Raw genomic sequence first — 13396 nt, forward strand, 5'->3', positions numbered from 1 at the left:
GGGGCGGAGGCCGGCGCGGGGCACGGCCCGGGGTGCCCGGCGCGCGCCGCCCACCCTCCTGGGGTAGATCGGGGGTGTGGCGGACGAGACCCGTGGGACCGTGCTCGTGGCGTTGCTGGCGAACGTGGGGGTCGGAGTCGCCAAGGGCGTCGGCGGGGCGGTCACGGGTTCCAGCGCCCTGCTCGCCGAGGCCGCGCACTCGGTCGCGGACACCCTCAACGAGACGTTCCTGCTGCTGTCGCTGAAGCGCGCGGACCGGCCCGCCGACCGGACCCACCCCTTCGGCTACGGCAAGGAACGGTTCTTCTGGTCCCTGCTGGCCGCCGTCGGGATCTTCGTCTCCGGGGCGGTGTTCTCCGTGGTCGAGGGCGTGCGCGCCCTGACGGGGGAGACCGAGGAGACGACGACGGCGCACTTCGTCGTCATCTACGCGATCCTCGGGGTCTCGATCCTGCTGGAGGGCGGGTCCCTGCTGAAGGCGCTGCGACAGGTCGTCCGGGAGGCCACCTCGGCCCACCGCCGGCTGCTGACCTACGTCCTGCGCAGCCCCGACCCCACCGTCAAGACCGTCGCCAGCGAGGACAGCATCGCCGTCCTCGGGGTCCTCGTCGCGCTCGCGGGCACCGTCGCCCACCAGGTGACCGGGTCGAACGTCTGGGACGCGCTGAGCTCCATCGTCATCGGCGCGCTGCTCGGCGTCGTCGCGGTGCTGCTGGGCCGCGACACCAAGGAACTGCTCATCGGGGAGGCCGCCGACCCGGCCGTGCGGGTCGCGGCCGTCGACGTCCTGGCCGCCGAACCGGGCGTGGTGCGGGTCCAGGAGGTCCTGACGATGCAACTCGGCCCGAGCAACGTCCTCCTCGCCGGCCGCGTCCAGTTCGCCGACGACCTCACGGCGCGCGAGATCGAGGACGTGTGCACGCGCGCGGAGGAGGAGATGCGCCGCCGGGTCCCGGTCCTCACGCAGGTGTTCCTCGACCCCAGCACGGTGTCCGCCTCGGCCGACGCGGCGGCCCGGCAGCGGCTGGCGGACACCCGCGCCGAGGCCGCCGGGCTGCTCGACCCCGGGGACGGGGCACCGCAGCCGCGGACCCGGACGGGGCGGCGGGTGCAGTCGCGCTCCCCGCGCTGAGCTCAGCCCTCCAGCACCCGGTCGGCGAGGTCGTCGAGCCCGCGGGCGGTCAGGGTCGGGGCACTCGCGTGCCGCGGGTACACGCCCGTGCCGGCGCGGTCCAGGAACGCGGTCCGCATCCCCGTGGCGGCGGCCCCGTCGAGGTCCCACGGGTGCACCGCGACGAACAGGACGTCGCCGGCCGGGGCGGCGCACACGTCCAGCGCGTGCCCGTAGGCGGCGGCGTGGGGTTTCCACAGGCCGACGGTCTCCACGGACAGGACGTGCACGACGTCCTCGCGCACCCCGGACCGTTCCAGCAGGGCCTCGCACGTGGACAGGCCGCCGTTCGTCAGGGCCACCGTGACGACCCCCTGCTCGCGGAACCGGCGCAGACCGGCGGGCACGTCGGGGTGCAGGACCACCTCCTCGAACGCGCCGAGCACGTGGGTCACCGCCTCCTCCAGCGGCCGGTCCAGCCGGCCGCCGCGGGGGTCGGCCAGTTCGACGCGCAGGACGTCGGCGGCGACGTCGGCGAAGGGCAGGGGGTCCTCGCGCAGCGTGCGGGCGAAACCGTCGCGCAGGACCGCGGGCAGGAACCGGGCCGCGACCCGGGGATCGGCTCCCACACCGGCCAGGCGCGCCTCGAGGGCACCGAGGTCGGACAGGGTCTCGTTCACGTCGAGGACGACGACGGCGGGGCGTTGCGGGGACGGACGCGGGGACGGACGCGGAGAGGGGGACACGTTCGACCGTAGGCGAGGGTTCGGGGACCGGCGAGTCCGGTCAGCGGGCACCGGCGGGGAAACCCCCGCGCACCAGCGCCGGGACGGCCTCGCCCGGCACCGGCCGGCAGTGGTGGAACCCCTGCGCCAGGTCGCACCCGGCGGCGGCGACCGCCGCGGCCAGGGCCGGGGTCTCCACCCCCTCGGCGACCACGCGCAACGACAACCCGTGGGCGACGGTGACGATGGAACGGACCAGGACCGTGTCGGCGTCGCGGGCCAACGGGTCCCCACCGGTCAGGCCCTGCACCAGCCTGGGGTCCAGCTTCAGCTCGTCGACCGGCAGGTCCCGCAGGGCCGACAGCGAGGACAGCCCCGTGCCGAAGTCGTCCACGGAGATGCCGACCCCGGCCTGGCGCAACCGGACCAGGACGTCCGAGACCGTCCGCCGCTCGTGCAGGGCCGGCCCGTCGCCGACCTCCAGGCGCAGGCACTGCGCCCCCAGGCCCGCCCCGGCCAGCGCGTCCAGGACCGTCGTCACGAACTGCGGCCGCAGGCAGCGCACCGGGACGTTCACCGAGACCTGCAGGGCCAGGCCCTCCTGCCGCCAGCGCGAGACCTGCTGCAGCGCACGGTCCAGGACGAACGCGGTCAGGGGTTCGGCCAGGGCCGTGCCCGCCGCGGCGGGCACGAACGCGGCGGGCAGGAGCAGACCGCGGGCCGGGTGGTGCCAGCGCAGGAGCGCCTCGACGGTGCGCACCGCCCCCGTCGCGACCTCCACCACGGGCAGGTAGTGCACTGTCAGACCACCGTTCCCGCCGGCCGCCTCCGACGCCAGCGCCAGGCGCAGTTCGGCCAGGGTGCGCAGGCGCCGGGAGGAGTGCTCGTCGTCGCCCGGGTCGTACAGGCAGATCCCGGTGTGCCGGGTCTTGGCCGAGTACATCGCGATGTCCGCCTGCCGCAGCAGCAGTTCGACCTCGTCGGCCACGTCCAGGGGGTCCGGGACGTCGGGGGTCCCGGGGTCCCCCGCGGGGTCGTGCCCCGGCGGGGTGCGCAGCTCGGCGGCGTGCCGGTGGCCGCTGACGCCGATGCTCGCGTCGACGTCCACCGCCACCCCGGCGACCACGAGGTTGCCCGCCAGGGCCAGCCGCATCCGCTCGGCCACGACGCGGGCCGCGCGCGCGGAACTGCCCGGCAGCACGACCGCGAACTCGTCCCCGCCGACCCGGGCCAGGACGTCGCCGTCGCGCACGGCCGAACCGAGCCGGGCGGCGACCTGCTGCAGCAGGTCGTCGCCGCTGGCGTGGCCGAGGGTGTCGTTGACCTCCTTGAACCGGTCCAGGTCGACCACGAGGACGGCCACGTCCCCGTCCCCGCCGGCGCGGACCTCCTCCAGCGCCCGGCCCAGCGCCGCGCGCAGGGCGGTGCGGTTGGGCAGCCCCGTCATCGGGTCGTGCACGGCGCGGTGCTGCAACTGCTCCAGCAACCGGCCCTGCTGGAGGCGGGAGGCCTCGGCCAGCCGCCACCCCGTCAGCGACCCGACGCAGGCGGCCGCGAACGCGAGGGCGTGGACGCCGGCGAACCACCACGGGTGCCGGTGGGCGGCGGGGTCGAGGAACACGATCCGCGGGTACAGCGTGCCGACGATCCCGTGCTGGAACAGCACGTACCCCGCGGCGACGGCGAACGGGGCCCACGCCTCGTAGAGCGCGACGACCGGGACCACGACGAAGAAGTGGAAGTGCGCCTCGGTCCAGCCCCGGGAGATCTGGACGACCTCACCGGAGGCGACGACCAGACCCAGGGCCGCGGCGCACGAGCGCAACCAGTCCGGCGACCACGCCGGCAGCGCGGGGTCGTCGGCCAGGTGGCGGCGCAGGTCGTCCAGACGGGCCACGGCCAGGAAGACCGCCAGGACCGCGCCGAAGCCGGCGGCGTGCAGGGCGGGCGTCCGCCAGACCAGCGCGTAGGCGGGGACGGCCAGGACGTGCACGGCCAGGACCGCGCACACCCACCGGTGGCGCCGGCGCCAGTCGGCGGGGGACAGGGCGTGGCCCCGGGGCAGCCAGCGCCACCACGCGCCTCGCGAGGGCTCCCGGTCCGGGACCGGGGTCGCGGCGTGGTTCACCCCCTGAGCATCGGCACCGGCGCCCGGACGCTGGAGAGGCCTGCGCAGGACCCCGCGTTCGTGGCAGTGTGTGATCGATCAAGAACGCAGAGCTTCGAAAAAGGGGGGCGGCGGTGGGACGGGTGCGTCCAGACCCCGAGGACGGGACGACCCGCCGGCCGCGAGGCGGTGACCTGCCCTGGGCCCCGGCCTGGCTGCGCGCCGGGACCCGGCGCGTGCCCGCCCGGTGGCGGGCCGGCGGCCCCGCCGTCGTCGCCGGACGCGCCCTGCTCCTGGTCACCGGCGCCCTGCTCGCCCTGACGGTCTGGGTGCTCGCCCCCGACGCCGGCGACACGCTCGTGCTGGCCGGGGTCTCCGCCGCCGCCCTCGCCCTGCTGGCCGGCAGCGCCGTCCTGCCCTGGCACCGCTGGCCCGTGCGCGCCGCCCTCGTCTTCCCCCTGACCGTCATGGGGGCGCTCGCCGTCCTGGGCACCTCCACCGAGCACCTCGCGGGCGCCTACGTGCCGTTCTTCGTGCTGTGCTTCGTCTACGTCGGCGTCTTCCTGCCCCCGCGCACGGCCTTCGGCCTGCTGCCCGTCGCGGTGCCGCTGTACCTGCTGGCCTCCGACGACCTCGACCTCACCGTGGTCGTGCGCACCGCCGTCGTGGTGTGCACGTGGCTCATCGTCGCCGAACTGCTCGCCCAGCTGGCCCGGCGGCAGCGGGCCGCGGCCGACGTCCTCGTCCGCGACGCCCGCACCGACCCGCTGACGACCATCGGCAACCGGCGCGACCTGGAGGACCGCATGACCCGGCTCGCCCCCGGCGACACCGTCGTCGTGTGCGACCTCGACCACTTCAAGCAGGTCAACGACACCCACGGCCACGCCTTCGGCGACCAGGTGCTGCGCGAGTTCGGGGCCATGCTCGCCGCCGGTCTGCGCCGCGACGACTACGCGGCCCGGTTCGGGGGCGAGGAGTTCGTGCTCCTGCTGCACGCCAGCGGGACCGGCCCGGCGATGGACGTCGTGGACCGCCTGCGGCAGACGTGGCGGGACGGCGGCGGGGCCACGACGTTCTCGGCCGGGTGCGCCACCCTCGACGAGGTCACCACCGCCGAGCAGGCCCTCGTCGCGGCCGACGCGGCGCTGTACGCGGCCAAGCGGGCCGGGCGCGACCGCACCCGCAGCGCGGAGGCGGCCGACGGGTGGGGACCTAGGGTGGGGGCCGACACCGTGCGTGACCTGTCCCACGAGTTCTAGGGAGACCCCGTGCCCACCCCCGCTGTGCACATCGGACCGCAGGACGACCCGCAGCTGACCGAGGCGGTCGAACGCGGCGGCGGGCGGGTCGTCCCGCTCGCCGACGCCGAGGCCCTCGTGGTCGTGGGCGGTCACGGCGACCTGCCGGACCTGCACGACGCGATCCGCTGGGTGCAGCTGCCCTCGGCCGGCATCGAGTCCTGGGTCCGGGCCGGGGTCCTGGACCACGACCGGACGTGGACGTCGGCCACGGGCGCCTACTCCACGTCGGTGGCCGAGGGGGCCGTCGCGCTGCTCCTGGCGGGCGTGCGCGGCATCGGCCGCGCCGCCCGCGCCACGACGTGGGACGGCGAGGCCCTCGACGGCGTGCAGACCACGCTGCGCGGGGCGACCGTCGCGATCGTCGGGGCCGGCGGCATCGGCAAGGCCATGATCCCGGCCCTCCTCGGGCTCGGCGCCCGCGTCCTGGCCGTCACCCGCCGCGGCCTGCCCGTGGAGGGGGCCTACGAGACGTGGGCGGCCGACCGCGCCCGCGACGTGTTCGCCGTCGCCGACCACGTCGTCCTCGCCGCCCCCGCCACGGCCGACACCGCCGCCCTCGTCGGCGCCGACGAACTGACCGCGCTCGGCCCGCAGGGCTGGCTCGTCAACATCGCCCGCGGGTCCCTCGTCGACACCGACGCCCTCGTCACCGCCCTGCGCGAGGGGACGATCGCCGGCGCCGCCCTCGACGTCACCGACCCCGAACCGCTGCCCGACGGGCACCCGCTGTGGACCGAGCCGCGCGCGATCGTCACCCCGCACTCGACGAACCCGTCGACGCTGCGGGTGCCGCTGCTGGCCGAGCGGGTGCAGGAGAACGTGCGCCGCTTCGCCGCGGGCGAGGAGCTGCTCGGCCTCGTCGACCTCGACGCGGGGTACTGACCGCTCCACCTTGCGTCACCGTGCGCGGGCCGGGGGTGCGGCGGGGCAGGGCGCGCGCCACGGTGGGGTGCGTGCAGACGTTCCTCCCCTACCCCGACTTCGCCCGGTCGGCGGCCGTCCTCGACGGGCCGCGGCTGGGCAAGCAACGGGTGGAGACGCTGCAGGTCCTGCGTGCCCTGGAACTGCCCGACTACGGCTGGGTGAACCACCCCGCCGTCCGCATGTGGCGCGGCTGCACCCCGGCGCTCGTCGCCTACGGCCTGGCGTGCACGGCCGCGTGGACGAGCAGCGGCCGGGCGGACTCCACCGAGCGGCTCATCGGGGAGTTCGCCCCGCAGGTCGTGGGGCGCCCGCAGTCCGAGCTCGCCGACCTCATGCCGCCGTGGCTGGGCGACGAGGAGCTGCACCGCAGCCACCGGTCGGCGTTGCTGCGCAAGGACCCCGGGTTCTACCGCCCCGTCCTCGGTGCCGACGACCCCGACGACCTGCCCTACGTGTGGCCGGACCCGCCGTCCCTGGAACCGCCCGCGCGCTCGCAGGGCCGGCTCGTCTGGGTGGTGCGCCCGGAGACGCCGCACGCGCTGGGGGAGTTCCTCACCGACGGCGTCGTCGGGCTCGGGACGGCGTCGGGGATCGACGTCGACGTGCGTGGAGCCGCGGAGGGCACGACGCTGCGCCAGCTGCTCAAGGAGGTCTCCCCCGGCAAGCGCCCGGGCAAGGACCTGCGCGTCCTGGACACCTTCGTCCACGAACTGGCCCCCGGGGACGAGGTGGCCGTCCCCGTCGAGCGGGAAGGGGCCCTGTTGCTGGGGGAGGTGCTGGGGGAGTACGAGTTCGCCGCCGGCAAGGGGATCTCCGTGCGGCACCGGCGCGCCGTCCGCTGGGGCGGTCGGGCCGAACGGCGCGACGTCTCCCCGCCCGCCCTGCTGCAGGACCCCCGCCACCTGTTCCACGTCGACCTGACCGTCTGAGACCCCCGGAGGAAACCCGTGCCCGACACCGCCGTCCTCGACGTCGACGGGACCCTCGTCGACACCAACTACCAGCACGCCCTGGCCTGGTTCCGGGCCTTCCGCCGGTTCGACGTGACGTTGCCGGTCTGGCGCCTGCACCGGGCGATCGGCATGGGTGGGGACCAGTTGGTGCCCGCCGTCGCCGGCGAGGAGTTCGAGTCCGCCCACGGCGACGACGCCCGCGCGGCGTGGACGGAGGAGTTCGAGCCGATGCTGCCGGAGGTCCAGCCGTTCGAGGGGGCGCGCGACCTGCTGGTCGACCTCGGCCGCCGGGGCTGGACGGTCGTGCTGGCCTCCTCGGGCCAGCAGGGGCACGTCGACACCTACCTTGACCTGCTCGACGCCCGGGACCTCGTCGCCGGGTGGACGTCCTCGGACGACGCGGACGCCACGAAACCCGCCCCCGACCTGCTGCAGGCTGCGGTGCAACGGGTCTCGGGGCGGGCCGGGATCCTGCTGGGGGACTCGGTCTGGGACTGCGAGGCGGCGGGCAACGCGGGGATGGCCAGCCTGGCCGTCCGCACCGGGGGGTTCTCCACCGAGGAACTCACCGGCGCCGGTGCCGGCGCCGTCTTCGAGTCCCTGCCGGAACTGCTGCAGGCGCTGGACCGGACGGAGTTCGCCCGCCCCGCGTGAACCCCGGCGGGCCGTGAGCCTCAGCGGGTCGGGACGACCGGGACCGGGCGCAGCGCCCGGCGGCCGCGGGGCACCGGGACCGGGGCCGGCGTCGTGGTGGCCGGCGGGGCGGTGGCCGGAGGCGTGGTGGCCGGCGGTGCCGGGGCGGCCGGCGGAGCCGGGGGCACCTGGGCGTCGCGGGCGGCCCGGACGGCGGCGGCGACGTCGAGCATCCCCGCGCCGTACCCGCCGGGCCAGGACTGCCTCGTCGCCGTGCCGGTGAGCCAGCCCCCGATCGTCGCGGCGTCGGCGGCCGGGGCCACCGCCCGCACGAGGGCGGCCGCGGCGGCCACCTGGGGGGCCGAGAACGACGTGCCCGCCACGGCGGTGACGGCGTAGCGGCCGTCCTTGCGCGGGCTGCCCGCCGGCACCGATTCCCCCGGGGCGCTGAGGTCCACGGCGTCGTTGTGCTGGGCCCAGGGCGCGGCGGTGCCGGAGGTGGTGGACGCCGAGACGGACAGGACCCCCGGGTACGACGCCGGGTACTGCACGAGGTTGCCCTCGGCCCCGGAGTTGCCCGCCGAGGCGACGACGACGACGCCCTGCGCCTGCGCCCACTCGATCGTGGCGGCCGTCGTGCGGTTCTGGTCCGGCCCGCCCAGGGAGAGGTTGACGACGTCGGCACCGGCCTTCACCGCGGCCGTGATGCCCGCCACGATCGCGTCGCTGGCGCACCCGGTGCGCTCGCAGACCTTGCCCGCCAGGATCGTCACCTCCGGGGCCACGCCCGCGGCGCCGACCCCGTTGCCGTAGGCGCCGGCCACGACGGTCGCGACCTGGGTGCCGTGGTCGACGACGATCGCGTCGGACTCCCGGGTGAAGTTGCCCAGCGACCGCACGCGGCCGACGAGGTCGGGCTGGGTGGCGTCGACACCGGAGTCCAGGACGGCGACCGTGACCCCGGCGCCCTTCGTCGTGGGCCAGGCGCCGAAGGCGTCGATGGCGGTGAGGTGGTAGGCGTACTTCAGGTAGGGGTCGGTGCTCAGCAACCGGCGGGGGGGCAGGCCCGTGGAGCCCGTGGGGGTCAGCCGGTAGGTCGTGCGGACCTGGGCGTCGCTGAGCGCGGGGTCGGCGTCCAGGGTGCGCACGAGCCGGGCGGCGGCCGCGGACCCGGTGGCGGTGCGCGTCTCCAGCCGCGGCTGCCCGTCGACCCAGCGCAGCGCGTCGACGTGGAGCGCCGGGCCGCCGGCGGGGGCGAGGGGGGCGGCCTGGGCCGCCGGGGTCGCCAGGGTCAGGGCGAGGAGAGCGGCGCCCACCGCGGCGGAGCGGGCGGTGGATCGGGCGGGTACGGGCACGTTCGCTCCCTGCGGTCGGTCGGGACGAGCCTGCATCGGCGCTCCGGACGAGGGACTTGACGGGCCCGCGGCGCGGTTCCCCGGTTCAGGCTAGTGGCCGGGACCCGGTCTCCCGCCGTGCGCGGCCCGCGAGCGGCGTCTAGCGTCGTGATCGCGGCGCCGACCGGCCGGCGCCGCCGGACCTCCGACCGCCGAGGGTCCTCGCCCGCACCCGGTGGCGGCCGTCCCGACGGCCGGCCCCGGGCCGCGGCGGCGGGGTCACGGGACCGACCGAGGAGTGAGCACCATGACCGATCAGCCCAGGAACACGCTCGTCCGGCTGGACGACAGCGGCCGCACCGTGGCCGACCCCGCGCACGACGTGCGGGGACGCACGGTGCTCGACGGTGACGGCGAGGAGCTGGGGACGGTCGACGACCTGCTCGTCGACCGCGACGAGACCCCCGGTCCCGGTGAGGGCCCCGGCACGGGCCCCGGTGAGGACGCCGGGGGCGGGCAGGTCCGCATGCTGCGGGTCAAGCACGGCGGTCTGCTGGGGATCGGCGCGGACGTCTTCTTCGTCCCCGTCGACGCCGTGACCGGGGTGGACGAGGACGCCGTGCACGTCGACCTCGGGCGCGACCGGGTCGAGGGGGCCCCGCAGTACGACCCCGAGCTCGTCGACCAGTACGAGTACTACTCCTCGGTGTACGGGTACTACGGCTTCACGCCGTACTGGGCCCCGGGGTACGTCCGCCCGCCGTGGCCGGGGTCGCCGGTGCTCTGAGCCGGCGCCGCGGCGCGGTCGCGTCGTGGGTTACGGTGTGGTCGATGCGCATCGACACAGCCGTGCCGGGCGCCGGCGGGGCAGCGGGGGAGGCGACGTGACCGGGACGGGCCGGGGTGCGACGGGTCGCACGGTGACGAGCAAGGACGTGGCGCGGGTGGCCGGGGTCTCCCAGAGCACCGTGTCCTACGTCATGAGCGGCAAGCGGCCCATCTCCGCGCGCACCCGCCGGATCGTCGAGGACGCCATGGCCCAGCTCACCTACCAGCCCAACGCCGGGGCCCGCGCCCTGGCCAGCCAGCGGACCCAGATCGTCGCCGTCGTCATGCCGTTCGACTCCGGCCTCGGCGCGGCCGGTCTCATGGCGTTCATCGAGGAGATCACCCTCGCCGCCCGCGCCCACGACCACGACGTCCTGCTCGTCACCGCCGAGGAGGGCGTCGACGGGTTGCGCCGCGTGGCCGGGCGGGCGTTGTGCGACGCCGTCGTCGTCATGGAGGTCGGCTCGGACGACCCGCGCGCGGCCATCGCCCGGGACCTGCGCGTGCCGACCCTGTTCATCGGCATCCCCGACGACCCGGCGGGGTTGCACTGCGTCGACTTCGACTTCGAGGACGGTGCCCGCCTGCTCGTCGCCGAGCTCGCCGACCGGCAGCGGGTGACGGCGCTGGCCTGGGGGTCCGACACCGTCGCCCGGCACCTGAACTACGTGCCGCGGTTCCGCGCGGCCGCGCAGGAGGCCGCCGAGGCGGCCGGAGTGGCCCTGGACTGGGTGCCGCTGGAACGCGCGACGGTGGAGGAGCAGGTCCGCGCGGTGCTGGCCGCGGGCGCGGACGCCCTGCTCGTCACCGCCCACCTGACCCGCGTCGTGCACGCGGTGCAGGACGCGGGGTTGCGCCCGGGGACCGACCTGGACCTCGTCGCCCTCGCCACCGACGTCGACGCGACGGGTTTCACGGTGCCGCTGACGGCGGTCTCTACCCACCCCCGCGACGTCTCCCGCCAGGCCATGTCCTGGTTGTTCGACCTCCTCGAGCGGGGGTCCGGGCCGGCGCAGGTGCGCCGCGTGCCGGCCTCGGTCAGCCGCCGGTCCTCGGTGCGGTCGGGGCCCACCCCGCGCGTTCCGCGACCCTGAACCGGTTAGTACGATCCGCAGCAGCACGACCCCAGCTAGAGAACGACAGAGAACGCCAGAGAACGACGACGACGTCCCGGGAGGACCAGCCCGCATGTCCGCTGACCTGAACGAACTGCCGGAACTCGGGGTCGCCGTCGTCGGCCACTCCTTCATGGGCGCGGTGCACTCGCACGCCTGGCGCACCGTCGACCACGTCGGAACCCCCCGGTTCCGCACGAAGCGCCTCGCGCTCGCGGGCCGGGACCTCTCCCGCGCGCAGGCCGCCGCCACGCAGTTCGGGTGGGACGAGGGCGTCGACGACTGGCGCACGCTCGTCGCCCGCGACGACGTCCAGGTCGTCGACATCCTGACGCCCGGCGACTCCCACGCCGAGATCGCCATCGCCGCCCTGGAGGCCGGCAAGCACGTCCTCTGCGAGAAGCCCCTGGCCAAGACGGTCGAGGAGGCCCAGCGGATGACGCGGGCCGCCCAGGCCGCCTCCGCGCGCGGGGTCCGCAGCATGGTGGCGTTCAACTACCGCCAGGTCCCGGCGCTCGGGCTGGCCAAGCAGCTCATCGACGCCGGTCGCCTCGGGGAGGTCCGCCAGGTGCGCGCGGTGTACCTGCAGGACTGGATCGTCGACCCGGAGTTCCCCCTCACCTGGCGGCTGCAGAAGGACCGCTCGGGCGCGGGTGCGCTGGGGGACATCGGGTCCCACATCATCGACGCCGCGCAGTTCATCACCGGCCAGAAGCTGACCGGGGTGTCCGGCACGGTCGAGACGTTCGTCAAGCAGCGCCCGCTGGAGGCCGCCCGCACCGGCGCGAACACCGGTCTGGGGGCGCAGGCCTCGACCGAGTTCGGCGAGGTCACCGTCGACGACGCCGCGGTGTTCTTCGGCCGCGGCGACGGCGGGGCGCTCATGACGTTCGAGGCCACGCGGATGGCGCTGGGCCGCAAGAACGGCATGCGCATCGAGGTCAACGGCTCGAAGGGCTCCCTCGCGTTCGACTTCGAGTCCATGAACGAGCTGCACTTCTTCGACGGCACGCTGCCCGACGCCGAGAACGGGTTCCGCCGGATCCTGGCGACCGAACCCGAGCACCCCGGGGCGGGAAACTGGTGGCCCGCCGGGCACGGCCTGGGCTACGACCACCCCTTCGTCCACGAGCTGCAGGAGTTCCTCGGAGCGATCGCCGACGGGCGCGACCCGAGCCCGAGCTTCGCCGACGGCCTGCAGGTCCAGCAGGTCCTCGACGCCGTGCAGCGCAGCGCCGAGAACGACTCCGTCTACACCACGATCTGAGGAGGAACGACGATGGCCGAACCGCTGAAGACCCCCCGCCCGGTGACCCTGTTCACCGGCCAGTGGGCCGACCTGCCCTTCGAGGAGGTCTGCCGCCTCGCCTCCGAGTGGGGTTTCGACGGTCTGGAGATCGCGACCTGGGGCGACCACCTCGACTCCACCCGCGGCGCCCGGGACGACGACTACATCGCGCAGAAGAAGGCCACGCTCGAGAAGCACGGCCTGCAGGTCTGGACGATCTCGGCCCACCTGACCGGCCAGGCCGTCTGCGACCTCATCGACGAGCGCCACCAGGACATCGTCTCGGCCGACGTCTGGGGCGACGGCGACCCCGAGGGCGTCCGGCAGCGCGCCGCGGAGTACGTGAAGGACACCGCCCGCACCGCGGCCCGCCTCGGCGTCAAGACCGTCACCGGGTTCACCGGGTCCTCCATCTGGCACACCGTCGCGATGTTCCCCCCCACCCCCGACGCGATGGTCGAGCGCGGGTACCGGGACTTCGCCGACCGCTGGAACCCGATCATGGACGTGTTCGACGAGGTCGGCGTGAAGTTCGCCCTCGAGGTGCACCCCTCGGAGATCGCCTACGACTACTGGACGACCGCGCGCACGATGGAGGCCATCGGCCACCGCGAGGCGTTCGGGCTGAACTTCGACCCCTCGCACTTCGTGTGGCAGGACCTGGACCCGGTGCCGTTCCTGCGCGACTTCGCCGACCGGATCTACCACGTGCACTGCAAGGACTCCCGCAAGCAGCTCGACGGCCGCAACGGCCGCCTCGGCTCGCACCTGCCGTGGGCGGACTCCCGCCGCGGCTGGGACTTCACCTCCGTCGGCCACGGCGACGTGCCGTGGGAGCTGATCTTCCGCGAGCTGAACACCATCGGCTACGCCGGCCCGACCAGCGTGGAGTGGGAGGACGCCGGCATCGACCGCCTGCGCGGCGCCCCCGACGCCCTGGCCTTCGTGCGCGGCCTGGGGGAGCTGTTCCAGCCGCCGGCCGCCGCGTTCGACGCGGCCTTCAGCTCCAAGGGCTGACTCAAGCCGGCCCCCCTCGCGGCCGATGAGACCTGTGGCGCGTCCAGCTCCGGCGCG

General features: G+C 75.4%; 12 protein-coding genes. 9 read left to right on the forward strand and 3 right to left on the reverse strand.

Annotated elements, in window-relative coordinates:
* Positions 1–76 precede the first annotated feature (76 nt).
* Positions 77–1132 carry a cation diffusion facilitator family transporter gene (locus AB2L27_RS11610; RefSeq protein WP_370441636.1) on the forward strand — a complete coding sequence of 352 codons (1056 nt, stop codon included), beginning with the start codon at positions 77–79 and terminating at the stop codon, positions 1130–1132.
* A 2-nt stretch (positions 1133–1134) separates the two neighbouring features.
* Here AB2L27_RS11610 and AB2L27_RS11615 read toward each other — a convergent pair whose 3' ends face one another.
* A complete protein-coding gene (locus tag AB2L27_RS11615) occupies positions 1135–1857 on the reverse strand; it encodes an HAD family hydrolase (protein ID WP_370441637.1) in 723 nt (240 codons plus the stop codon).
* A 40-nt stretch (positions 1858–1897) separates the two neighbouring features.
* Positions 1898–3964, reverse strand: coding sequence for a putative bifunctional diguanylate cyclase/phosphodiesterase (locus AB2L27_RS11620; RefSeq protein ID WP_370441638.1), 2067 nt, complete (start codon positions 3962–3964; stop codon positions 1898–1900).
* A 122-nt stretch (positions 3965–4086) separates the two neighbouring features.
* Here AB2L27_RS11620 and AB2L27_RS11625 point away from each other — a divergent pair, with 122 nt between their 5' ends.
* The 4 genes from AB2L27_RS11625 to AB2L27_RS11640 all read left to right on the forward strand — a co-directional run bounded on the left by AB2L27_RS11625 (position 4087) and on the right by AB2L27_RS11640 (position 7778).
* Positions 4087–5205 (forward strand): GGDEF domain-containing protein, encoded by a 1119-nt coding sequence (locus AB2L27_RS11625; RefSeq protein WP_370441639.1) that lies wholly within the window; start codon positions 4087–4089, stop codon positions 5203–5205.
* Between the two features lie 9 nt (positions 5206–5214).
* On the forward strand, positions 5215–6129 hold the full coding sequence (locus AB2L27_RS11630) for a D-isomer specific 2-hydroxyacid dehydrogenase family protein (RefSeq protein ID WP_370441640.1): 915 nt from the start codon (positions 5215–5217) through the stop codon (positions 6127–6129).
* Positions 6130–6200: 71 nt separating this feature from the next.
* Complete coding sequence (locus AB2L27_RS11635; protein WP_370441641.1) at positions 6201–7100, forward strand: MSMEG_6728 family protein; 900 nt, start codon at positions 6201–6203, stop codon at positions 7098–7100.
* 18 nt (positions 7101–7118) lie between these two features.
* Positions 7119–7778 carry an HAD family hydrolase gene (locus AB2L27_RS11640; protein ID WP_370441642.1) on the forward strand — a complete coding sequence of 220 codons (660 nt, stop codon included), beginning with the start codon at positions 7119–7121 and terminating at the stop codon, positions 7776–7778.
* A gap of 20 nt (positions 7779–7798) precedes the next feature.
* On the opposite strand, the gene AB2L27_RS11645 is transcribed toward AB2L27_RS11640, so the two are convergent.
* Positions 7799–9112, reverse strand: coding sequence for a S8 family serine peptidase (locus AB2L27_RS11645; RefSeq protein WP_370441643.1), 1314 nt, complete (start codon positions 9110–9112; stop codon positions 7799–7801).
* A gap of 286 nt (positions 9113–9398) precedes the next feature.
* Here AB2L27_RS11645 and AB2L27_RS11650 point away from each other — a divergent pair, with 286 nt between their 5' ends.
* The 4 genes from AB2L27_RS11650 (at position 9399) to AB2L27_RS11665 (ending at position 13339) form a co-directional block, all read left to right on the forward strand.
* A complete protein-coding gene (locus tag AB2L27_RS11650; RefSeq protein WP_370441644.1) occupies positions 9399–9878 on the forward strand; it encodes a PRC-barrel domain-containing protein in 480 nt (159 codons plus the stop codon).
* 133 nt (positions 9879–10011) lie between these two features.
* On the forward strand, positions 10012–11013 hold the full coding sequence (locus AB2L27_RS11655) for a LacI family DNA-binding transcriptional regulator (protein ID WP_370441645.1): 1002 nt from the start codon (positions 10012–10014) through the stop codon (positions 11011–11013).
* Between the two features lie 94 nt (positions 11014–11107).
* Positions 11108–12301 carry a Gfo/Idh/MocA family protein gene (locus AB2L27_RS11660; protein ID WP_370441646.1) on the forward strand — a complete coding sequence of 398 codons (1194 nt, stop codon included), beginning with the start codon at positions 11108–11110 and terminating at the stop codon, positions 12299–12301.
* A gap of 12 nt (positions 12302–12313) precedes the next feature.
* The gene (locus tag AB2L27_RS11665) at positions 12314–13339 is read left to right on the forward strand and encodes a sugar phosphate isomerase/epimerase family protein (protein WP_370441647.1); all 1026 of its coding nucleotides are present in this window, start codon (positions 12314–12316) and stop codon (positions 13337–13339) included.
* Positions 13340–13396 lie beyond the last annotated feature (57 nt).

Origin of the sequence: Kineococcus halophytocola (assembly GCF_041276425.1) — a bacterium.
GTDB classification, from domain to species: domain Bacteria; phylum Actinomycetota; class Actinomycetes; order Actinomycetales; family Kineococcaceae; genus Kineococcus; species Kineococcus halophytocola.

Excerpts from the sequence above, each read along its gene's own strand:
- AB2L27_RS11650 (WP_370441644.1), top strand. The coding sequence starts at position 9,399 with ATGACCGATCAGCCCAGGAACACGCTCGTCCGGCTGGACGACAGCGGC.
- AB2L27_RS11660 (WP_370441646.1), top strand. The coding sequence starts at position 11,108 with ATGTCCGCTGACCTGAACGAACTGCCGGAACTCGGGGTCGCCGTCGTC.
- AB2L27_RS11665 (WP_370441647.1), top strand. The coding sequence starts at position 12,314 with ATGGCCGAACCGCTGAAGACCCCCCGCCCGGTGACCCTGTTCACCGGC.